22 protein-coding genes are annotated in these 20,850 nt (G+C 38.8%); 15 read left to right on the plus strand and 7 right to left on the minus strand.

Annotated features, from left to right (window positions below):
• Positions 1–4: 4 nt before the first annotated feature.
• Positions 5–661 (plus strand): beta-phosphoglucomutase, encoded by a 657-nt coding sequence (gene pgmB / locus IE337_RS01860; protein WP_191136587.1) that lies wholly within the window; start codon positions 5–7, stop codon positions 659–661.
• Positions 662–696: 35 nt separating this feature from the next.
• Here pgmB and IE337_RS01865 read toward each other — a convergent pair whose 3' ends face one another.
• The gene (locus IE337_RS01865; protein WP_191136588.1) at positions 697–1,806 is read right to left on the minus strand and encodes a GGDEF domain-containing protein; all 1,110 of its coding nucleotides are present in this window, start codon (positions 1,804–1,806) and stop codon (positions 697–699) included.
• Between the two features lie 279 nt (positions 1,807–2,085).
• Here IE337_RS01865 and IE337_RS01870 point away from each other — a divergent pair, with 279 nt between their 5' ends.
• The 10 genes from IE337_RS01870 to IE337_RS01915 all read left to right on the plus strand — a co-directional run bounded on the left by IE337_RS01870 (position 2,086) and on the right by IE337_RS01915 (position 11,659).
• On the plus strand, positions 2,086–3,150 hold the full coding sequence (locus IE337_RS01870) for a bifunctional glycosyltransferase family 2/GtrA family protein (RefSeq protein WP_191136589.1): 1,065 nt from the start codon (positions 2,086–2,088) through the stop codon (positions 3,148–3,150).
• The gene (locus IE337_RS01875) at positions 3,147–5,150 is read left to right on the plus strand and encodes a glycosyltransferase family 2 protein (RefSeq protein ID WP_243185601.1); all 2,004 of its coding nucleotides are present in this window, start codon (positions 3,147–3,149) and stop codon (positions 5,148–5,150) included. Before IE337_RS01870 ends, IE337_RS01875 begins: the two co-directional genes overlap by 4 nt.
• Entirely contained in the window at positions 5,147–7,021 is a 1,875-nt protein-coding gene (locus tag IE337_RS01880; protein WP_191136590.1) for an ABC transporter permease, read from the plus strand. Before IE337_RS01875 ends, IE337_RS01880 begins: the two co-directional genes overlap by 4 nt.
• 137 nt (positions 7,022–7,158) lie before the next feature.
• Positions 7,159–8,025, plus strand: coding sequence for an NAD(P)H-binding protein (locus IE337_RS01885; RefSeq protein WP_191136591.1), 867 nt, complete (start codon positions 7,159–7,161; stop codon positions 8,023–8,025).
• A 203-nt stretch (positions 8,026–8,228) separates the two neighbouring features.
• Complete coding sequence (locus IE337_RS01890) at positions 8,229–8,432, plus strand: hypothetical protein (RefSeq protein ID WP_191136592.1); 204 nt, start codon at positions 8,229–8,231, stop codon at positions 8,430–8,432.
• Entirely contained in the window at positions 8,432–8,578 is a 147-nt protein-coding gene (locus IE337_RS01895; protein WP_191136593.1) for a hypothetical protein, read from the plus strand. Before IE337_RS01890 ends, IE337_RS01895 begins: the two co-directional genes overlap by 1 nt.
• 91 nt (positions 8,579–8,669) lie before the next feature.
• Complete coding sequence (locus IE337_RS01900; RefSeq protein ID WP_072153097.1) at positions 8,670–9,563, plus strand: 3-hydroxyacyl-CoA dehydrogenase; 894 nt, start codon at positions 8,670–8,672, stop codon at positions 9,561–9,563.
• A 159-nt stretch (positions 9,564–9,722) separates the two neighbouring features.
• Positions 9,723–10,379 carry a phosphatase PAP2 family protein gene (locus tag IE337_RS01905; RefSeq protein ID WP_191136594.1) on the plus strand — a complete coding sequence of 219 codons (657 nt, stop codon included), beginning with the start codon at positions 9,723–9,725 and terminating at the stop codon, positions 10,377–10,379.
• Between the two features lie 39 nt (positions 10,380–10,418).
• Complete coding sequence (locus IE337_RS01910; RefSeq protein ID WP_057745621.1) at positions 10,419–11,081, plus strand: VTT domain-containing protein; 663 nt, start codon at positions 10,419–10,421, stop codon at positions 11,079–11,081.
• 143 nt (positions 11,082–11,224) lie between these two features.
• Entirely contained in the window at positions 11,225–11,659 is a 435-nt protein-coding gene (locus IE337_RS01915; protein WP_191136595.1) for a GNAT family N-acetyltransferase, read from the plus strand.
• 82 nt (positions 11,660–11,741) lie between these two features.
• Here the strand turns inward: IE337_RS01915 and trhA are convergent, their stop codons facing one another.
• The 4 genes from trhA to IE337_RS01935 all read right to left on the minus strand — a co-directional run bounded on the left by trhA (position 11,742) and on the right by IE337_RS01935 (position 16,297).
• Positions 11,742–12,395: a PAQR family membrane homeostasis protein TrhA gene (trhA, locus tag IE337_RS01920; protein ID WP_191136596.1), complete on the minus strand. Its 654-nt coding sequence runs from the start codon at positions 12,393–12,395 to the stop codon at positions 11,742–11,744.
• A 222-nt stretch (positions 12,396–12,617) separates the two neighbouring features.
• The gene (locus IE337_RS01925) at positions 12,618–13,436 is read right to left on the minus strand and encodes a TraX family protein (protein ID WP_191136597.1); all 819 of its coding nucleotides are present in this window, start codon (positions 13,434–13,436) and stop codon (positions 12,618–12,620) included.
• A gap of 112 nt (positions 13,437–13,548) precedes the next feature.
• Positions 13,549–14,877 (minus strand): hypothetical protein, encoded by a 1,329-nt coding sequence (locus tag IE337_RS01930; RefSeq protein WP_191136598.1) that lies wholly within the window; start codon positions 14,875–14,877, stop codon positions 13,549–13,551.
• A 109-nt stretch (positions 14,878–14,986) separates the two neighbouring features.
• On the minus strand, positions 14,987–16,297 hold the full coding sequence (locus IE337_RS01935) for a DUF1254 domain-containing protein (RefSeq protein ID WP_191136599.1): 1,311 nt from the start codon (positions 16,295–16,297) through the stop codon (positions 14,987–14,989).
• A gap of 303 nt (positions 16,298–16,600) precedes the next feature.
• Here IE337_RS01935 and IE337_RS01940 point away from each other — a divergent pair, with 303 nt between their 5' ends.
• The 3 genes from IE337_RS01940 to IE337_RS01950 all read left to right on the plus strand — a co-directional run bounded on the left by IE337_RS01940 (position 16,601) and on the right by IE337_RS01950 (position 18,543).
• Positions 16,601–16,939 (plus strand): hypothetical protein, encoded by a 339-nt coding sequence (locus IE337_RS01940; protein WP_191136600.1) that lies wholly within the window; start codon positions 16,601–16,603, stop codon positions 16,937–16,939.
• Between the two features lie 25 nt (positions 16,940–16,964).
• Complete coding sequence (locus IE337_RS01945; RefSeq protein WP_112468547.1) at positions 16,965–17,750, plus strand: glucose 1-dehydrogenase; 786 nt, start codon at positions 16,965–16,967, stop codon at positions 17,748–17,750.
• 250 nt (positions 17,751–18,000) lie between these two features.
• The gene (locus IE337_RS01950) at positions 18,001–18,543 is read left to right on the plus strand and encodes a hypothetical protein (protein WP_191136601.1); all 543 of its coding nucleotides are present in this window, start codon (positions 18,001–18,003) and stop codon (positions 18,541–18,543) included.
• 309 nt (positions 18,544–18,852) lie between these two features.
• Here the strand turns inward: IE337_RS01950 and IE337_RS01955 are convergent, their stop codons facing one another.
• Positions 18,853–19,491 (minus strand): YczE/YyaS/YitT family protein, encoded by a 639-nt coding sequence (locus tag IE337_RS01955; RefSeq protein WP_191136602.1) that lies wholly within the window; start codon positions 19,489–19,491, stop codon positions 18,853–18,855.
• Positions 19,492–19,662: 171 nt separating this feature from the next.
• Between IE337_RS01955 and IE337_RS01960 the strand changes: the two genes are divergently transcribed.
• Positions 19,663–20,007 (plus strand): YisL family protein, encoded by a 345-nt coding sequence (locus IE337_RS01960; protein ID WP_191136603.1) that lies wholly within the window; start codon positions 19,663–19,665, stop codon positions 20,005–20,007.
• A 43-nt stretch (positions 20,008–20,050) separates the two neighbouring features.
• Here IE337_RS01960 and IE337_RS01965 read toward each other — a convergent pair whose 3' ends face one another.
• Entirely contained in the window at positions 20,051–20,836 is a 786-nt protein-coding gene (locus tag IE337_RS01965; protein WP_191136604.1) for a sulfite exporter TauE/SafE family protein, read from the minus strand.
• Between the last annotated feature and the right edge of the window lie 14 nt (positions 20,837–20,850).

The following is a 20,850-nucleotide window of genomic DNA, read 5'->3' on the forward strand; positions in this document are numbered from 1 at the left end:
TGACATGGAATTCACAGATATTAAAGGAGTCGCTTTTGATTTAGATGGTGTATTAGCGGATACAGCTAAATTTCATACGCAAGCCTGGCGACAGTTGGCTGAGCGTTTAGGTGTAAAGTGGACACCACAGTTACAAGAAGATTTGAAGGGGATTGACCGGATGGGTTCGTTGACGTTGATTTTAAAGGCAGGAGGCTTGGAAAATCAATATACGTCTGATGAACAACGTGATTTAGCTGAACAGAAGAATGCAGCGTATAAAAAGCTGATTGAGACGTTGACACCGGTCGATATTTTACCAGGCATGCAAGCATTTTTAGATGAACTGAAGGAACATGATTATAAATTGAGTGTTGCATCGGCTTCGAAGAATGCGCCGGCCATTTTGGAGCGACTTGGCCTTTCAGATTATTTTGAGGGGATTGTAGATCCGGCAACATTGACCGCCGGTAAACCTGACCCAGAAATTTTTGAACGAGCTGCTGAAATATTGCATCTTGATCCAACGCAGGTCATGGGACTTGAAGATTCAAAAGCAGGCATTGAATCAATTCGAGGGGCTCATGAATTAGCCATCGGGATTGGCGTTCCTGGAGATGTAACGTTTGATGCAACTTCGGATATTTCGCTCAACCAGATAAGAAATCATTTTGATAAATAAAAAAAGCCTCACTCAGTGTTTGCTGAGTGGGGCTTTTATGTTGCTGGTTCATCAAATGAAAAGCGGTTACGTCCCTTGGTCTTAGATTGATATAAAAATAAATCTGCTTTTTCAAAGGCACGTAAAGTGTGGTAATTATGAAAAACGGTATGGCTGACACCTGCTGAATATGTAATCGGCGTTGGCAAGCTTAGCGAACTCTGGGCATAAAGTTTCTTTTGAAAACAGAATAGCACAGACTGAATGATCTGCTTATCAGCCATCAAATCACTCGTTTCAGATGTCACTAACAGAACAAACTCCTCACCACCGTAGCGATAAATGCGATATGGACGATCTGGAATCGTTTCCGCTAAGGTTTCTTGCAGGGTATTAGCAAAAAGTTTTAGCGCAAGATTACCATGTTGATGCCCGTACGTATCGTTAATGCTCTTAAATTTATCGATATCCATAATCACAATCCAAGCGTCACGATTAGCAATGGGCGCTTTTTGGAATAGGTCGGTTGTTAATTGCTGATAGTTATAAACATGCGTGAGTGCATCATGGGATTTGTCATAAAACAATTCGTTACGCAAACGTGTGCAAACGGCATTGATATAACAAATTAACCAACTTAAGAATAGATAGGCAACTAAAATGCAAATAAATACGATCAATGATTTAGGTGTTAGAATATCTTTAAATTGGTAACTCTGCCAAAATTCTAATCCAGAAAAGAATATCGGTAACAGGATGGCCAAGTATTTCTTGTTCTTAACACCAATCGTTAGGACGGCTAATACAATCATTAAGATGATTTCACTAATGAATAAGATACGTGCATCGTGATGTGGAATGGGCGCATAGCGTCCAATGTACAGTGCCATTAGCCAAGGATGGATTGAGGCACAGAAGATGACTTTCCAAGGTGCGGTGTCCAAGCTAATAAAGAGTAGCGGTACAAAGTAAAGAATTAAACGGTCGACCAAATTGGCATCAAGAATCAGAATGATATAAGTAAAAACGATGTATAGAATAACTGTAATGAATTTTGGGAAAAGTTGGTCACTATAGATTAACGTATTTTGATAAACATAAACCAGGGCGACTAATATACTGGTGATAAAAAACACCACGATTAGAAAACCCGCAAAAGTGTGCATGTAAAAGTCTCCTCTATGAATCATGACGCTTAGACCATTTATGATAAAATCGAATAAGCACGACAGCGTCCCTTAGTATATCGAGTTTGTGCTCATAACTCAAATTAACTGTACCAATAAAATATAAAACTATTGACTTAAGCTGGTTAAATATGGCACATATCGCTTTTGTATGTTTACCATTAAAATTTTATATGTTAATATACATGCTTAGACAAATTGTTTCTAAGTTAGTTTGGGGGAGCTAGCTTAGAAAAACACATTAGAGGGAGTTTTTTTATGGGGGAATTTGGTGTGCTTATTCCGGCACTTAATCCAGATGAAAAATTGGGTCGGTTGATTGATGAACTGATTAGAGAACCAATTTTGAATGAAAATATTATTATTGTTGACGATGGATCAAGTCCAGAACATCAACATTACTTCAACGATATTCGAGCGCGTTACGCAGATGAGGTGGTTGTGCTGAAACACGAGCAGAACCAAGGTAAAGGCGCTGCTTTAAAATATGGATTGAGCTATTTTAGAGAATGGTATCCTCAGATTGAGGGCGTGATTACGTTAGATGCAGATGGCCAACATGCCATCTCAGATGTTTTAAAGCTAACGAAAGCCTTTAATGGCAAGGATTTAGTCATTGGAAGTCGACAATTTAGTAAAGATATTCCTTTCCGAAGTCGGTTTGGAAACGTGCTTACTAATAAACTGACCCATTTTTTCACAGGATTAGATATTTCAGATACACAGACCGGATTAAGAATTGTGCCAAGTATCTATGAGCCAGTGCTACAGACATTTCCCGAAAATCACTTTGAGTTTGAATTCAAGATGTTACTCAAAGCGAAAGATAGTGGTATTGAAATTAAAGAGGTCCCAATTCAAACCATCTACATCGATGATAATGCATCCTCACATTTCCGAGTCATTGCCGATTCAATTTCAATTTATGCACAATTTATGAAATTTATTTTTTCAGGAATTGTTTCTTTTTTGCTGGACATTAGTTTGTTTGCCATTTTTTTGCAACTCATGGGAACTGAAAGTTTGAGTAGTGTAATGTGGGCCACGATTGCTGCCAGATTAATTTCAGGTGTTGTGAATTATGGTTTGAATCGACAAGTCGTCTTTGAAAAACAGGGCGATAACACATTGATGAAGTATTGTATCTTAATGGTGGTCCAAATGATTTGTTCAGGGGCTTTGACCTATTTGATTGCGCATACGATTAGTCAGTCTGGTAATGTTGCCCTCGCCACGGGTGCAAAGTTGATAGGGGATGGCATTCTTTGCTTACTGAGTTTTCAAGTGCAAAAGCACGTTGTCTTCAAACGGAGGTCAGCATGATCTCAACTAAGAAAAAATTGATGTACGTCTTATCGTGCGTCCTAACTATTTTATATTTAGTTTGGCGCGTTGGGTTTACGCTGCCATGGCATGCCTCGCTATGGTTAATTGTTTTTGCCATTATTTTGGTTGTCTGCGAGATAACCTCAAATTGTACAGCGTACCTAACCATCTTTTTGCGATTGCGCGTATCAAAACATCAGTTAACGCAACATCTTGATGACTTGGCATATCCGACAGGGATGCCTTTGCCTGACGTGGACATTTTGATTGTCACACATGATGAAGATGTCGCCTTGCTACGTAAAACAGTCAATGCAGCTGTGAAATTACGTTATGACAATTCAGCTGGTGTGACTGTTTGTATTGCTGACGATGGAAATCGACCTGAGGTAGCAGCGTTAGCCTCAGATTATGGTGTTAAATATGTCGGACTTTCAGGTAATACGGAAGCTAAGTCGGGGAATATTAATCATGCGTTGAAAACGTTAAAGGCGCCATTAGTGGCCATTTTCGATGCTGATATGATTCCATATTCAACCTTCCTTGATGCCAGTGTCCCACCTTTCTTACAAAATTGGGCGCAAATGCAAGCAGATCAAAACCAAAAACCACTGGGCTTTCTACAAACGCCACAAAGTTTTTATAATGCTGACATTTTCCAATATAATTTATTTTCTGAGAATATTGTTCCGAATGAACAAGATTATTTTTCTCGGGATATCAATGTTTTGAATAGTGCTAATGGAGCTGCCATTTTTACCGGATCAAATGCGTTATTTTTACGTGAAGCAATTGATGCCGTGGGCGGCTTTCCAACTGACACATTAACTGAAGATTTTGAGTTAGGTGCCCTAATTAATTTGCAAGGCTATGTGAGCTACTCTACTCAAGTGCCGCAGGCGAGTGGTTTATCGCCGCTTGATTTGAAAGGTGTGATTACGCAACGCAAACGCTGGGCTCGAGGGGTGATGCAATCATGTCGGAATTTGCGAATCTTTACTAACCGTCATTTTCCAGCTGTTAATCGCCTTATTTTAATTAATAGTTATTTATATTGGTGGTCATTTTTTAGAAGAGTTATTTTCATTATGGCGCCGATTCTATTTGCCTTATTCAATCAACCAGTCGTGATGGCTAATTTTTGGCTATTAATGTGTTTTTGGGCGCCAGGGTATTTCTTACAACATTGGGTTTTAGGTGATACATCAGGGCCAATCCGGAATGAGCGATGGGGTGAGGTACAAGAAACCTTTTTTGCGCCATTTTTGGTGGTGCCTGTTTTACTTGAAAGTCTCGGAATCAAAGAGAAAAAATTCATTGTAACTGATAAGTCTAATAAAACATCGTGGCGTGATCGATTATATCTGCTCCCATATTTAATATTATGGGGGATGATTTTACTGGCATTGATTAAGTTCAATTACGGTAAATTCGGTTCAGAAATTTTGTACGGAAGTGTCATTACATTTTGGCTATTAACGCATTTTATTAACTTAACATTTTGTTTGTTTATCGCCAGTGGCCGGCAATTATTCCGTTCAACTGAACGCTTCTCACGAAGTTTGTCTGGTGTTGTTCAGCTTGGACGAGTGGACATCAACATTCAGACAATAGATCTTTCAGACACAGCGCTTAAATTTAAATTAGTTGATGTACAGACTTCACTCATTGGTGTTGGCGAAGCTCATACGGTCACGCTGCAGGTGCCAAATGAAAAACCAATTATACTGCAAGGCACGATTTTGCGTGTATTTTCACTTGATGATGGCGTCTATGCGGTTATGCAACTACAAGAGCAAGATCAAACACCTGAGCAACTGAATGCTTATTTACGACTCGTCTATGATGGAGCCAATGCTAATCTGACGAGTGAACAAGATAAGTGGATTACGCCGCTAGATGAATTGTGGCTGAATGTTATGCATCGTGTTGAGAATTGGCGGAAACGCATCAATCGTCGTTTAACTGAAAAAGTGAAACGAGGTAAATCATTATGAATATTTTCGGCATTTTAATGCTCCTTGGATCGTTACTGGGTTACGAACGAATGCTTCGCATGCGTGGCATCTCGCCTTACCTGGCATGGATTACGGCTTTTTGGATTCAAACGGTTATTTTATATTTGTTTGGTATGTTGAATCAGCTCAACCTAGGGATTTACTGCGTTAACGGGCTGGGTTGGCTTTTATTGATTGGTTATATCGTTCGGATTTTTGGCTTGAAGAAGGCGCCCTTACCCGTTGAAATCCATGCTTTTGATGTATGGATGGTTGTCTTAGGTGGCCTGCTCGCCATTGGTATTTATCACAGTATCATGGTCCATTATGATAATTTTTCACATTGGGCGACAATAGTGAAATTTATGCATTTCACGGGACGCCTACCAACAAATGCCAGTCTAGATGGGGTTATTTCATTTACGTCATATCCCCCCGCGATGGGATTATTCATTAATTACGTAATACACTTTGTCGGATTTAGTGAATCCAATATGCTTTTAGCGCAGTTCTGCTACATTTGGGCTGCCGTATACAGTGTTTTTGGTTTCATGCGCGATAAGACGCGCATGATGTTATCAGGACTGTTAGTTTTGGCCATCGCCATTACGATGATATTTAATGTCCAAATCCGATTCAATAATCTGTTGGTCGACTACGTGCTCGCGGCTGTGACTTTAGCTGGGCTAGCAGGCGTTTATGTTTACCGCCAGCAATACAGACAACAATTTATTCATGTCATTTTAGCTGTTGCTAATTTATTATTAATTAAAAATTCCGGGGCATTCTTTGCAGGTATTATCTTTGCTTATTACTTGTATATGCTCTTTAAAAATAATGGTATGTGGCACAAGCGCTGCCAACAGTGGCAAGTAATCTATCGCGTTGGTCTTAAAAATATGGCGCTATGGGTGTTGGCTATCATTGTAAGTGTAATGCCGTTTTACTGGTGGCAACAACATGTGAAACATACTTTTCCGGAATCAAAACATCAAATTGATACAGCTTCATATGGGCAACAGCTATCGGGTGAGCACACGTCATATTTGATTGAGATTGCCCAAAAGATGTTACATGCGAATGCTGATTTAGGCTCGCTATCAACGCAGGGGCTGCTATTAATTAATGGCGTCTTACTTGCAACGTGGTTGGGAATGCGTTGGCTGGGCCTTAAAAACCGATTGTTAAAAATGACAATACTGTTCGATGGCTTATTCCTACTCTATTATGTAAGCATCTATGGCATGTATATTTTATCAATGCCACGGGCTGAAGCCGTTGTCTTAGCGGGATTCGAACGATATCTCTCAACAATGATTATTCTGTTAATCCTCTTAAGTGCGGCTACCTTAGTCATTACCTTAGATGAGCATTTTAAAGAACAGGATTTTAACAAACGTGATTTAAGGTCGTTTAGTTCGTTACCTGCCAAAAAGTGTTATCAATATGCTGGAATGTTTTTCTTCACATTTTCAGTCATTGGTGTGAATTCAGAAATCGGTGGTATGCATTTTAACGACCGTCTGAATGAACATGCGCTGCCACAGTTATTAAAGCAGGTGACACCTGAAATTAATCAATTGAACGATCAACGGATACTGTTAGTTGATGCAGATCAGGATGACGTTAATTCATATTATGCCGATTTTGTGGCAAGATACTATTTCTTCACTGAAAATGCTGATGCTAAAGAAGCTTTCAATGTTTCACCAGATCAGTTTAAAGATATTAATAGTCAATATGAATATATGGTGATGCCTAAGCCACACCAAACTTATCAAGAACTGGCTCAAAAGACATACCGTGAAAACATTACCCCGGGAACCTATCAAGTTTCCGAAAATGATTTGAAGCGTAAGGCCTTACCATAAACGTCAGCTAAGTGTTAAAACAACACTTAGCTTTTTTAATGCGCTAATGATTTTTAAAAATACTCGTGATTTAGTTACTGCATTAATTTAGTGCTATAATATATTAAAAGTAAGCAAATACGAAAGAGGGTATATCAATGAAAATTGCTGTTACAGGCGCAACAGGTCGTTTTGGAAGCCAAGCTGTAAAAATGTTGCAGGAACAATTGACAGATCATGATCAAGTCATTGCCTTAGCTCGAAACGTTGAAAAAGCTGAAGCGATGTTTGGAGCAGGGGTTGAAGTACGACCGGGATCATATGATTCAGTGGATGCTTTAACGAAATCAATGCAGGGCGTGGATAAATTATTATTTATTTCATCGCAACCCAATGCTGATTTTCCACGATTGGACCAACACAAAAACATTTTGAGCGCTGCACAAAATGCGGAAGTTCAGTTTATTGTGTATACTAGTTTCCCACATGCTGATAAAGGTGATAACCCACTTTCAGGTGATCACAAGGCAACTGAAGCTTTAATTCGTGAAACGGGTGTTGCGCATACGTTTGCACGAAATAATTGGTATCTTGAAAATGAAATGCCGTTTATCAATAAAGTGGTCAATGATGGTCAGGCCATTTATTCAGCCGGTAGCGGTAAAGTAGGCTGGGCGCTCGAAGTTGAATATGTTCGAGCTGCAGTGAAGTTATTGCAAATGGATAATCCAAAAGAAATCTACGAATTTTCTGGTCGTGCCCATACCTTTGAAGAGCTTGCGGAAACTGTGGCACGTGTGACAAGCAATACGCTCGAGATTGAACAAGTTTCAGATGCAGACTATAAGCAGAGCTTATTGAATGATGGGTTCGACGAGTCAACGGCAGACTTATTTGTGGTTTTCCAACAATTAATCCGTAACGGTGACTTAGCAAAAGTACGTAACGATTTGTATGAAGTTTTAGATGATGATGTACCTAATTTTGAAGAGAGTGTCAAGACGGTTCTTGGCGTTGAATCATAAGTGGACGAGGACAATAAGAGGCCTGGGCTAATGTGCGCATTAGTGCGGGCTTTTTTGTTATTTAACGAAAAATAATAGATGTTATATATATTTGTATATAACTAGTTGTGATTTCTGCCCCTTTTATTTTACAAAAGATTACATTTGTGTTAAGATAGTGTTAACGACCAGGGCGGTTGGAACTATATTTTTTCGGAGGACTTATGATGGCAACGATGCGAGATGGATTAAAAGCAAACCGCGAAGCGGCTGAAGAAGCAAAAGCTAAGCAAATTGATGAAGCTTTAACAGATGCAGCCGAGTCAAAAGCAACCGATGCAGATGAAAAATATTATAAGCACGAAGAAGAACATTATAGTAAAGCGGGCTGGGTTAACGAAAAGAAAGCTGAAGAAGGTGAGCGATAATGGAAGAGCGACACGAATTTGAAGCTGCCGATGCACGAGAAATGGAAGATGCAAAGCGTAAAACTGAACGCTTAGAGAAACAAGCGCGGTTTACAGAATCAGCACACGAAACGCGTGAAGCTGAGTCTGGCGAAAAGAAAATTTAAGTAAAATCGTGAATTAGATATCCGTTTTTTTTGAAAGGGTCTCAAAACACGACAATAGTAGTGTGATTTGTGGGTATTCAAAAAAGGAGAAATGAAAATGAAGAATGTTTTAGTAGCAGGTGGTGGAACCTTAGGTAGTCAAATCGCTTATCAGAGTGCTTATTTTGGTAAGCAAGTAACGGTTTATGATGTTAGTGATGCAGCGATTACTGCAGCCGAAAAGAAGATTGATGGTTGGGATGCCAGTTATCGTACAGATATGCATGCTACTGACGATCAGATCAATGCGGCTCATGCTAATTTGACTTTTTCAACTGATTTAGCCGAAGCGGTTAACGGTAAGGACATTGTGATTGAAGCTGTGCCAGAAAACTTAGACATCAAGAAGAGTTTCTATAAGGAGTTATCAGCGGTAGCTGCGCCCGAAACAATTTTTGCTTCAAACTCATCAACGATGACGACTTCTGAGTTGAATGGATTTACCGACCGACCTGATAAGTTTTTGAATTTGCATTTTGCTAACCAAATTTGGGTGCAAAATACAGCCGAAATCATGGTCTCAGATAAGACGGATCCTGATGTTGAAAAAGCAGTTGTCGCATTTGCCCGTGAAATCGGGATGGTGCCAATTGTCATGCAGAAAGAACAACATGGTTATGTGTTGAACGCGTTATTGGGACCTTTCACGAATGCTGCTTTGGCTCTATGGGGTAACGGTGTGGCTGATCCGCAAACAATTGACAAGACATGGATGATTGCTACTGGAGCACCACGTGGGGCTTTTGCTATCATGGATGAAATTGGGTTACCAAGTTTGCACACAATTCTTTCGAATGGACGTACAGATGATGTGCCGGATGGCTTTGATGCAGGATTAGACAAAATCCAACAGATGGTTGATGAAGGCTATAAGGGCCAAGAAAACGGTAAGGGATTTTATAACTATCCTAATCCAGCCTATGAGTCAAAAGATTTCTTGAAGTAATAACATTTAAAAAAAGCGTATTCCGTTAATTGGGATGCGTTTTTTTGTGTTTCTGAAAGGGCTTTGGCTTAATAAAATGCCGGCGGATCAACGGTTTAGCGTGTTTTAAGTTAGTAGAGCTATAACTAAAATAAATAAAAAAAGAAGTTGGGACACTGTATGTCAAATGAAGTTCAAAACAAACCTACGCACAAATTATATATTGGAGCAGGAATGTTTTTTATACTGTTTTTAATGCTTGGTAGCATGGTGGTCTTACATGGTAAGATCATCAATGAGTTTGATCACGCAATTTTCAATTTTCTAAATCCTACGAAAATGCCTTTTTTAACGATGTTTATGAATGGTATATCGGACTTGGGTAGTCCAGCGTTCAATACTGTATTAGCGATGATAATTGTGGTTGTTTTATGTCTTCTACGCCACTTTAGATTAGGGATATTCATTTTTATGACATTTTTTGGTGGAAGTGCGTTAGCGCTTGTATTTAAAGTATTGGTTCAACGACCACGGCCATCTGGAAATCTTGTGATTGATTCTGGTTATAGTTTTCCGAGTGGACATGTGTTTACAACGAGTATGATTGCTTTCGTGTTAGCACTAATCATCTATAAGAAAAGTCAGTCAGTATTAGTACATGATGTAACCTATGTGTTAGCAGGTTTATGGGTCATGACGGTTGCAATTTCCCGAGTCTTTTTACGAGACCACTACCCATCTGACGTTTTAGGGAGTATGCTATTAGCATGTGCCGTAATTTGTTTTGCACTTGGTCTTTTTCGTCAAGTCATGAAAAATATGGGGCGAACAAGTTAAATCCATTGTAGGAAAAAAGGAAATGGGGAAACGTTTGAAATGAATACAGTTTCGACAGTTATAGATGTCTTTTTACATCTTGATAAGCATTTAGACCACTGGGTGAATATTTTAGGACCTTGGTCGTACGCATTGATTTTTGCAGTCATCTTTTTTGAAACAGGATCGGTTATCTTTCCGTTCTTACCTGGTGATTCACTACTTTTTGCAGCTGGAGCAGTAGCGGCTTTGCCGAAAAATATGTTGAATCCTTTTATTTTGATTGCGATTGTTTGGATTGCGGTTATTTTAGGTGATACGCTAAACTTCTTCATTGGTCGCCGTATTGGGTTACCGTTGGTGCATAGTAAGGTATTGGGGCATTTTATTTCCCAAAAGAATTTGGATGATGCCAATCATTTCTTTGAAAAGTATGGTGCTTTTGCAATTATTTTGGCGCGTTTCATGCCCATTATTCGGACACTATCGCCCTTTACAGCAGCGCTATCTGGTTATCCATATAAGAAATTCATCATGTTGGATATGATTGCGGCAGCACTGTGGACTTTGGTATGTATTCCAGCCGGTTACTTTTTCGGACGCATTCCATTTATTCAACAACATTTTTCTCTCGTGATTTTTGGTATTCTGTTCATCTCTGTTTTGCCAGCAGTTATTACAGGGATTAAGTCATACCTTACGAATAAAAAGAATGCAGCTTAGTGCAAGCTGTAAAATAGCAGATGATTTATTGAACCTGATTTGTTAGTGTAGACTGACAGGTCGGGTTTTTAAAATTAATATGTTGAAAAATGAAGTATAGCAACATGTTCAATAACATGTGCTTTTAGAGAACGGAGGTAGTTATGGATAAAGTTGATATTAAAAAGCAAACCGGTCTTGGTGAATTGGCAGATGATGCTTTAATGATTCGAGATGCTGTTTTTATTGCTGAACAAGGGGTTCAAGAACAGCGCGAGCATGATGATGAAGATCAAAATCGAATCCATTATGTAGGCTATTTGGACGATAATCCGGTAACAACGGCTAGAGTGCAGGTGCAAGGAGATAATTGGCATATTGAACGTGTCGCAACCCTTAGTCACGCACGAGGGCGTGGATTAGCGCAGCAACTTATGCAACAAATTATGACAGATGCTAGACTTCAGTTGGCGAGGTCGATGGATCTTAATGCTCAGGTAACTGCAAAACCCTTTTACGACAAGTTGGGGTTCACGCAACGTGGGGATGTCTTTCTGGATGCTGGCATGAATCATGTCAACATGCAACGAGAATTATAGTTGCGGGTTACGTGATAGACCCCTAATTGATTTTAGTTAAAACAAAAACACCACTTGTTCTTTTGAACGAGTGGTGTTTTTTCTAGAAAAGCATGTCATAGATAGAGATGTACATTAGGGTAGCGGCAATCAAAACAAAAATATGCCAGTAAACATGGGCATACGGAATTTTGGGTAGGAGATAGAAAATAGCGCCAATCGTATAAACTATGCCACCGGCAAGCAGTAGGATAAATGAGGTTAGGGAAAGTGCGGCATATACCATCGGAAAGACCAAAACGACCAGCCAACCCATGCAGACATAAATAATAACGGAAAGCCATGGCCAACGCCCAACAAAAAATAAATCATAAATGAGTCCGAGGACTGTACACCCAGCAATTGTAAACCAAATTGGCCAACCGATATTAGGTGGTAAAAATAGCCAAGTATACGGGGTGTAACTTCCTAAAATAATGAAGTAAATACCGGAATGATCAAAAAATTGGAAAAGCTTACCGGCTTTGGTAAAAACAAGGGCGTGGAAGAGCGTTGAGGCGAGTAGAAAGCCAATCATCGAAATCGCATAAATAGAGAGGGCTGTTAATGTGAGCGATGACAGATGATGTTGCCATGCTTTTACGAGTAATAATGTAGCACCAATGATTGCAGCTAGGGCCCCCAGTGCATGTGTGATGGTGTTTAACATTTCATATTTGATAAGGTAGTGTCTGTTTGACGGTGTTAGGCTTGGCATATTAGACCTCTCTTTAATTATCATTAGTGTTATACAAGATAATGTTAAACCTTTCATCTAGTTTTGTAAACTAGATGAACTTGAGTTTATTAAATAAATCATCATTGACAAACTTTGAAAGTAGCTATACGCAATTGGTGATAGTTTAGATGAAAGCGTACAAATTTTGTTTGTTATATCGGCAAGCAAAAAGACCACCACTACTGAAGTGATGGTCTTTTTTTAGAAAATGTGGATTAAATCATAAATGATATAGATGACAGTTAAGTGAGCTGGGTAGAAGTAGTAAAAGAAGTTTTTATCCCACTTGGAACCATTTCCGCCACGCTTCCCATTATATAGGCCAAGCAAGGGAACCGCGATAACCATCATGAATTCAGATGAAAAGGTCAAGTAACTGAACAGGCTTTCATTTGGTACCTGCATTTGATAGTAGTTGAAAATAGATTTTGCGAAAAGAATAACTGAAAACAGTAGGATAAATGATAAGACCCATTTCTTCTGGTTGTGAGAAAAGTAGCAGACCAGAACGATTGGCAGTAGATAAATGCCACCTTCAACCATCAAAGTGACCAACATCAAAAGCGAGATGGGCAGTGCCAACATGATTTTAGTCTTTATGTGAGTTTGATGACGTAGCATTTCAATCAACCAAATGACTGAAAACATCAAGGCCAGGGTTATGAAAATATTGTGACCGCTTAGAAATAGTAAAAAGAAGCTGAATTTATGGGTGAAAGTATCAAACGCAGCCCCAGTGATCCAATTTTGAATGGTATTAATGACGAGCATAACGCTTGCACCAAGTATTAAGCGTTCCAAGTATTTACGACGGCTATGTGTGTAGAAGAAGCCTTCTACAAGTAAGAAAGTAAAAACTGGTGCGACGAAACGCCCTAAAAAACTAAACCAGTCGGGAGTCACCTCGGGGAAGTAACTATTGATATGGTCAATTAGCATAAAGAACGCGGCGATAAATTTTAATTGTGTGCCATTTAATGTTAACCCTGACAGGGGCTTGTTGGTTGCATGTGTATCCATAAGTGCTATCCTTTATAAGTTATTATATACAAAATAGTATTATAGATAATAAAAGTAGCGACGTCAACAAGAAAGAATCAGTTTTGGCGTTTTTGATCAAGCGATTTAAAGTTTACGCTGATTGGCTAATTGCTTTTAATATAGCAATAGCGGTATCAATCTGAGCTCGCATTAATTGCATATCAGGTTGTGTGAAGGGTAGTGGCTCAAGGAATAGCCATTCAGGCATTGTAATCATCGCCATATTTCGAATACCGCGTTTATAAATTGGCATGCCCTCGCCAAAATAGGCTGCCTGAGTTGGATCAAGGTAGGTGATATCATCGATGTCATCGCAGGTAGTTATCATCTTTTCTAAAAGATGACTGGTCTCATTATCAGTATTTAGGTAAGCATAGTTTTCTTGTGGAGTGGATGTCTGCACAAACTGATGGGTTTGATTATCGTAATAGTGTAAACAGCCGAGATGTTCCAATGTTAATGCAAATTTTGCTTTAAGGTGTGGGCCTTGGCCATCCCATAGTTCGGGGAACTTATCTAACCAACGCCCAGTTGCTTTTGCGTTGTCCGTTCCCATTTGGCGTTGTTGAAAGTGTCCGCTAACGAACGCGACAATCAGGGTTTGAGGAAATGTTGTTCGTGAGTCCTTTAGATATTTGAGAATGGTGAGCAGGGCGACTGGACCATTTTCCTCAATGGCATTGGGGCCATCGGTATGTGTCGTGAGCAGAAGAGATTCGTGGTTATCTGGATTAGTGCCAGGTATTTTAACGAAAAAACTTTCTGTTTCGGTATTCTCAACATAGTTTCCTACTAGTGTTAAGGTGACAGGGGTTTTTGAATCCGCCATTTCTCGAAGGGTATCAATTTGTGCCGCATTAGTCCACACCGCAGGGATGTCCATAAATTCATTCTGGAAAGGTAGGATCTCTTTGCCTGATAATTCTGGACTTAGGTTCTCCCAGACGAAAATAGCGCCGACGGCACCTTTCGTTTTAGCTGCTGCTAAAGCATTTATGGCTATGGCTGAAATATTCATAGGGTGCATAATTTCTTCAGAATTGAATGTCGCAGTGCCTACTTTTGAAATATCCATAATGAATACCGGGATTTTACCTCTAACATCTTGTGAGACATTAGTATCAGCAAAAATAAGTGGAGCCGTAATGCCCGTATCCGAAGTTAATCCAGAATATGGGAAGTATGATGAAAGTGGGATTTCTTGGTTAACAGACCTGACACTATATGCGGTTGCTTCCCAAAAATTTAAATAGTGAACATCAGAGGTGATTGCATAGTCTAACTTTTGAATTTCCTCTTTTAACCAATTAATTGACTCTTTATGAGTTGAGTTGGCCGTAAGACGTGGGCCGTAATCATTTAGGTGAGACTGCCATTGATTTAACTGTTTATTTAATGTAGGAAATTTTGCGATTGTCATAATTACACCTAACTTTATTATTTTTATTGTAATTATATTATATCAAATAAGTGCGCATACTTATGGCGTATAAAAAAACACGCTCATTATGAGCGTGTTCAAAAGATGCTTAAATTTTCTTGATGGCAGGGAAATGGTAAGTGCCATTAATAACATCTTCAGTTGGCAAGTATACGCGAAGTACGGGACGGAAATCGGCATCTGGTGATGGTAACCAATTTGCGTCATCTTGGGGTTCCTTGTGAGAGATGCGGATTGTAAGTCCACCATCTTCGTCGTACTTAATGCCCTTAGTGCGATCACCAATTGAATATCGATCAATTGGGTTTTCAACAAGGGTAAATCCAGTCGTATTGTACATTGTCACTGACCAAAAAGCATTTGTTGGTGGTGTTTGTTCGAAGTGAACTTCGTAATCGTGACTTCCGTTTAATTGGTTATTATCTGAATCAACGTAAATTGGCAGATAAACTGCTTCAAATCCTTGGTTTCCCCAAAGGCCACCCAAAGCAGCAGCAGCACGAATAAAGTTAGCTTGTACCAATTCCTTTTCATTGCTATGTGGTAATTTCCACTCATCGGTATCTAGTGATCCGAGTTCAAAGTAGTCGAAATTATAATCGAAAACATGAAAATCTTTTTGCCATCCATTTTCGACAGGGAACGGTACATTTTCAAGGAGATGCTTAATTTGTTGTTGTCCAGTCTTAGGCGCGGCAAGCAAGGCTTGTTTGGCGTCGTCTGAAATGTTACCATCAAAAATACCGAGCGTACTATACTTATCAATCAAGGGTTGGTAACGTTCGGCATAATGGCTTTCATTGAAGTATGCTTTGAACTTGTTCCAAAAAATCATGTCATTGTCGCCAGTTGCAGTAGGAATGCCAGCTGGCTTGGCTTCCTTATTCATTTGGTATAGGTGAAGATTTGCCTGTAAAGCTTTCACATTTTGAAGGTCTGCTTCATCTGTAACAGCGATACGACCAACAATTTCCATGAAGCGTGTTGGCGCAGTAATTTGTGTATACCCCTCAGGTAATTCACCTTCGTAATCAGCAGAGGTAATAACAAATTTTCCACCATTACCACCAATTGAGCGTTGACCAATGTATGCAAAGTTGTTGGTCCAGGCATCAACAAATTGAAAAACATAGTATCGATCACCCATATCTGGGATTTCTAATAGGACAGGACCAGCGCTCAAATCAAGTTGAGCGTTGTTATACACAGTATCATTGTTTGTTGTCACGAACTTGTCGCTTGCATCAGTTAATTTTTGTCCATAACTAAATTGGTTGTAAGGAACGGCAGGTAATACACCAAATCCTTCTTCAACTGATTTCTTCATTTGGTCTAGGTTATAGACCAAAGGAACAGCAAAAATGTACGCTTCTGCGGCTAAATCTTGTAGATTACTCATTTCATCATACCTCCGATAGTGTGGCTACTTCTGTTGACTAATTGTAACACTCATACAGATGTTATCAAATTTCTGGGGTGGTAAATGGCAAAACACTGTGAGTCTACACGATTTTAAATGTTATGTGTTTCCTTGATACTTAGCGATTTGTGGTTGTTTATGAATGCAATATTAAAGCATTTATATAAAATCGTTTGATATAACATGTTTGCAATATTAGTAATATACGTGATATATTAGGGGTAAGCAAATGCAGGAAGTATTTGTCGGGGAATGAAAATTTGAATTCGGAGGGTACTATTCATGAAACCTTTACTATTAGTTGGTAAGGAAAATGCAACGACACTTTTGACGAAGTACTATGGTGATGCGATGCCTGAAAAGTCTGAGCATCGTGGTCGCGCTCGTAAGGCATTTGAAGCACTTGAGAAGGTTCCAGATTATTCACTAGTCTTAGTCTATGAAGACGAAGATGGTGCAATTCAAGTTCTTGTCAAAAACTTCACCGAAAAATTTGATAAGTTGATTAAGACATCATTTTCAAGTAATTCAAATGATTTTATCAATAACCTACTCAACGTTGGTAAGTTGGTTGATCCAGAGAATGAAAACATTTACGAAGCATTTAAACTTGAAGCCTAATTTATAAATAATAGGAGAGTATTGTATGTATACTGATTTACAAGGAAAGACTGCCGTCGTTACTGGCGGAACTACTGGTTTGGGACTTGCAATTGTTACACGTTACCTTGAAGAAGGTATGAATGTTGTAGCTGATTACGTTGGTGAACTTAAAGTTACCGATGATTTGAAGGCTATTCAAGATAAGTTTGGTAACAAGTTGGTAACTTTCCAAGCAGACGTTTCAAATGAAGAACAAGTTGCAGCTTTAGCTAAGGCTGCTACAGATAACTTCTCATCAATTGATGTTTGGGTCAACAATGCTGGGATTGAAAAGCCTTTCCCAACAGCAGATATGCCATACGATGAATGGCAAAAGGTTATTGATGTTAACTTGGGCGGTGTTTTCTTGGGTACGCGTGCAGCACTTCGCGACTTTGAAAAGAACTTCAAGAAGGGTAGCATCATTAACATGTCATCTGTTCACCAACAAATTCCTTGGCCAACGTTTGCCCACTATGCTGCTTCAAAGGGCGGAACTAAGATGTTCACTGAAACAGTTGCATTGGAATACGCTGAAAAGGGTATCCGTGTAAACAACATTTGTCCAGGTGCCATTGATACACCAATCAATGCAGCGAAGTTCGCCGATCCTGTTCAAAAGATGCAAACACAAAGCATGGTACCAATGGGTGAAATTGGTAAGCCTGAATATGTTGCTGATGCAGCTGCATTCTTGGCTTCAGAACAAGCCCACTACATTACAGGTACTTCATTGGTTGTCGATGGTGGTATGGAATTGTACCCTGCCTTCCAACACGGTGCTGGCTAAAATTAAATTTAAACAAAAGACGCAACTTAGGTTGCGTCTTTTTTGTTCAATTGGACATGTCGAACATGTCTATTTTTTGCACTCAATTGGTACGATTGCAAAAGGTCTTCAAAAATGAATCGAAAGGGTGTATAATAATACTTCATATATTATTAATACGTTATTGTTACACTTTTAGTTTTACAGAATTTAGCAATATTATATTTTTATATAAACGCGTTGTTGAAAGATGAAACTTGAAGAGGTATCTATGAATTTTGTTACAGTGTTAAATATTATTATTGCGGTGATTGCAGGAAGTGTTATTTTTATTACGCGTTCAATTGTATGGCATCGCGTTTTGAAAGTTAACCGCAATCCAATTCCAGAAATGACGCTTGTGACTTTTTTGAAAAAATATCGCTTTGATTCTAAAGAACCCTTTGATCGGGACACGTTAAATGAGTTTCTTAGTGATATTAACGACAATGATTTTAACCATGTGCTAGATGAACTTACAGAACAAGCGAATATTGTCTTAGATCCGCAGGCCAGCGAGATTGAACAGGAAAAAAGATACAAGCAAATGGTGGAAAGTTTTAATATCATCAAAAAAAGATTTAAAAAATCAATGACTCGCGGGGAGTTATTCATTTTTGATCTTCGTCGGGTTGCCGTATTGACGCTGGCAGTTGCGATGACAATGCTTTTTGCAAACTTTACATGGGCCCAACAGGATGGAGGAATGTTACCTTATCGCGGCTTTTGTCTCATCTTGTGTGTCTTTACATTGATTTGTTTAGGCATTGTGTAGGTTGCCTTAGTCTTTGCAATGATAAAGCATCTTATACGGTAAGCATCTAGAGATTCTCAAAGACTTAATGATTGAATGTTATTTTAACGGGCATGACCAGCTGAGGGCACTTGGATTGAGCGTATTTTAGACCAATTTTGAACTGCTGGCACTTTAAGTGACGCTTTGATTTAAAAGAGGCTACTGTTGCATTATTCGCTTAGAAATCTGTCATCATGATGAAAATTTGGGTTATTGGACATGATAGATGTCAAAATGAATAATCAAAAAACAGGTTTGCAACATGTTGCAAACCTGTTTTTGTATGCTTTATTTTGTATGTGGAGCAATGTGTTTTTGATACAAATATGTTTTTCTGAGTAGACGACGCCAATTTGAAATGAAAATCCCATTACATGTCGCACAAACTAGCGTTCCAATTCCAATGGGGCCGTGCAGGAAAAATGCTAATATTGCGACAATGATATCTTGAGTTAAACGAACATAACGATAGCGGATACGGCGATTATCAGCGATGATAGGAGCGACACTATCATAGGGGGATTTACCCAAATCCGACAACATTTCAAAGCTAGTACCAAGTGAAAACATAGCTACGCCGATAATTAAGGCGAGACTCATCACCCAAATGTTTTGTGATAAATGAAGTGGTTTGAGCAGTGGCGAAATGTATTGGATTAGAAAACCAGTTGAAACCATACCGAGTAAGGTTCCGACGCCAATGTCTGACTTACGTTTTAGGAAAACAAAGAGCAAGAAAAAGCCATTAACAAAAATGTGGATTAAACCAAGTTCGATATGAAAGGTTGTTGAAAGACCAAGGGTGAACGAAGTGAAGGGATCAACACCCAGATGGGCCTCACGTAAAATAGATGACCCCGTTGCATGGACGGTTAACCCAATGAATAGGCATAACAAACGATAGATGATACGGGTATTAAATCTCATATAAAATGGAACCTTTCAATTATAGAAGCTAAGACTACTCAATTGAGTATACTTGTCATGTCGTTGATATTGATTATAGTGCATTGAATATAATAAATAAATACGTACTAATTTTATTTCTTGAATTGTTATACAATGAAAGGTGAGAAAAAATAAAGGTGGAAAATAAAAATGACATTTGTTTGGATGCATTTAATTACATGGTTAGTATTATTTGTTGTTGTGAGCGTAGCGCTTTTTTCAAAAAATGAAAAATTAAGTAAAGTTAATATGATGGTTGCGCGCATAGGATACTTGTTTGCAATTGGAAGTGGCTTTATGCTTTTACCATATGCCTACAATGAACATCCTGGACTAACAATCCTGAAAGTTGTCGTTGCAGTCGCATTGATTGGATTAATTGAAATGGGCTTTGCGCGTAAACAACGACAAACGTTGCATACACGGGTTGCGTTTATCATTATTTTACTAATTTTAATTGTAGGACTATTTGGTATTTATTTAGCGAAAATTTAGGTAGAAAAAAAGCGTGCGAATTAAATTTCGTACGCTTTTTTATTTAAATAAGTTGTGATAAATTGTAGAGATTTAATAAGATGATTCCAGAGACCATGATGATGAATAATTTCTGAATCACATGGTTGGGTAAGCGCTTGGCTAATGCTGATCCAAGGAGACCACCGATGATTGCAGCTGGAATAATGTACATCAAAAGATTTGTTTTATATCCCGAGAAACCGTGTGTTTTTACGCTTAGTGACAGTAGAGATGCTGCTTGAGAGAAAAAAATGATAACCAAAGAATATAAATTGGCGGATTTAATCGGTGTACTGAACATGAATACGAGTAATGCAGTATTCATGGGACCACCACCGATACTTAAGCCACTTGAAAGTGTTCCAAGACAAAGCCCAGTAAAGAAATAATAGTAGGGTTTCTTTAGTGTGAGGTTGGCATGGGGCCAAAGGCTATTTAATAAGATAATAATCAGGACACCGATGGTGATGACAGTTTGACCAATAGAAACGACTTTGAGCGAGGACGCATATCTAATGAAGGTTTGTAAAATTTCACCACCTAATAAACCACCTAGGATAGATCCAGCTGCCAAAACTAAACTCGTTTTCTTATCAATGTTAATACCGGAACGTGTTTGGCGATAGATTGAAACAATCGACATGGTTAAAACGGCGACAGTTGAGAAGAAATTAATATTGTTTAAATTGTCCTGATTAATAAAGTCCATGGCAGGCTTGATAATAATACCGCCACCCATTCCAGAAACGGCCCCAAGTGTATTTGCGAAAATGATAATTAAGATGTAAATAATTGTAGTTGATGACATAGTAATCCCTATTA

This window comes from Weissella viridescens (assembly GCF_014789145.1).
GTDB lineage: Bacteria > Bacillota > Bacilli > Lactobacillales > Lactobacillaceae > Weissella > Weissella viridescens.

What these genes read in the sequence shown, in the direction of transcription:
- IE337_RS01905 (WP_191136594.1), top strand. Translation starts at nt 9,723, where the DNA reads ATGTCAAATGAAGTTCAAAACAAACCTACGCACAAATTATATATTGGA.
- IE337_RS01930 (WP_191136598.1), bottom strand. Translation starts at nt 14,877, where the DNA reads ATGACAATCGCAAAATTTCCTACATTAAATAAACAGTTAAATCAATGG.
- IE337_RS01965 (WP_191136604.1), bottom strand. Translation starts at nt 20,836, where the DNA reads ATGTCATCAACTACAATTATTTACATCTTAATTATCATTTTCGCAAAT.
- IE337_RS01870 (WP_191136589.1), top strand. Translation starts at nt 2,086, where the DNA reads ATGGGGGAATTTGGTGTGCTTATTCCGGCACTTAATCCAGATGAAAAA.
- IE337_RS01910 (WP_057745621.1), top strand. Translation starts at nt 10,419, where the DNA reads ATGAATACAGTTTCGACAGTTATAGATGTCTTTTTACATCTTGATAAG.
- IE337_RS01915 (WP_191136595.1), top strand. Translation starts at nt 11,225, where the DNA reads ATGGATAAAGTTGATATTAAAAAGCAAACCGGTCTTGGTGAATTGGCA.
- IE337_RS01955 (WP_191136602.1), bottom strand. Translation starts at nt 19,491, where the DNA reads ATGAGATTTAATACCCGTATCATCTATCGTTTGTTATGCCTATTCATT.
- IE337_RS01900 (WP_072153097.1), top strand. Translation starts at nt 8,670, where the DNA reads ATGAAAATGAAGAATGTTTTAGTAGCAGGTGGTGGAACCTTAGGTAGT.
- IE337_RS01950 (WP_191136601.1), top strand. Translation starts at nt 18,001, where the DNA reads ATGAATTTTGTTACAGTGTTAAATATTATTATTGCGGTGATTGCAGGA.
- pgmB (WP_191136587.1), top strand. Translation starts at nt 5, where the DNA reads ATGGAATTCACAGATATTAAAGGAGTCGCTTTTGATTTAGATGGTGTA.
- IE337_RS01865 (WP_191136588.1), bottom strand. Translation starts at nt 1,806, where the DNA reads ATGCACACTTTTGCGGGTTTTCTAATCGTGGTGTTTTTTATCACCAGT.
- IE337_RS01890 (WP_191136592.1), top strand. Translation starts at nt 8,229, where the DNA reads ATGATGGCAACGATGCGAGATGGATTAAAAGCAAACCGCGAAGCGGCT.
- IE337_RS01960 (WP_191136603.1), top strand. Translation starts at nt 19,663, where the DNA reads ATGACATTTGTTTGGATGCATTTAATTACATGGTTAGTATTATTTGTT.
- IE337_RS01940 (WP_191136600.1), top strand. Translation starts at nt 16,601, where the DNA reads ATGAAACCTTTACTATTAGTTGGTAAGGAAAATGCAACGACACTTTTG.
- IE337_RS01880 (WP_191136590.1), top strand. Translation starts at nt 5,147, where the DNA reads ATGAATATTTTCGGCATTTTAATGCTCCTTGGATCGTTACTGGGTTAC.
- trhA (WP_191136596.1), bottom strand. Translation starts at nt 12,395, where the DNA reads ATGCCAAGCCTAACACCGTCAAACAGACACTACCTTATCAAATATGAA.
- IE337_RS01895 (WP_191136593.1), top strand. Translation starts at nt 8,432, where the DNA reads ATGGAAGAGCGACACGAATTTGAAGCTGCCGATGCACGAGAAATGGAA.
- IE337_RS01945 (WP_112468547.1), top strand. Translation starts at nt 16,965, where the DNA reads ATGTATACTGATTTACAAGGAAAGACTGCCGTCGTTACTGGCGGAACT.
- IE337_RS01935 (WP_191136599.1), bottom strand. Translation starts at nt 16,297, where the DNA reads ATGAGTAATCTACAAGATTTAGCCGCAGAAGCGTACATTTTTGCTGTT.
- IE337_RS01925 (WP_191136597.1), bottom strand. Translation starts at nt 13,436, where the DNA reads ATGGATACACATGCAACCAACAAGCCCCTGTCAGGGTTAACATTAAAT.
- IE337_RS01885 (WP_191136591.1), top strand. Translation starts at nt 7,159, where the DNA reads ATGAAAATTGCTGTTACAGGCGCAACAGGTCGTTTTGGAAGCCAAGCT.
- IE337_RS01875 (WP_243185601.1), top strand. Translation starts at nt 3,147, where the DNA reads ATGATCTCAACTAAGAAAAAATTGATGTACGTCTTATCGTGCGTCCTA.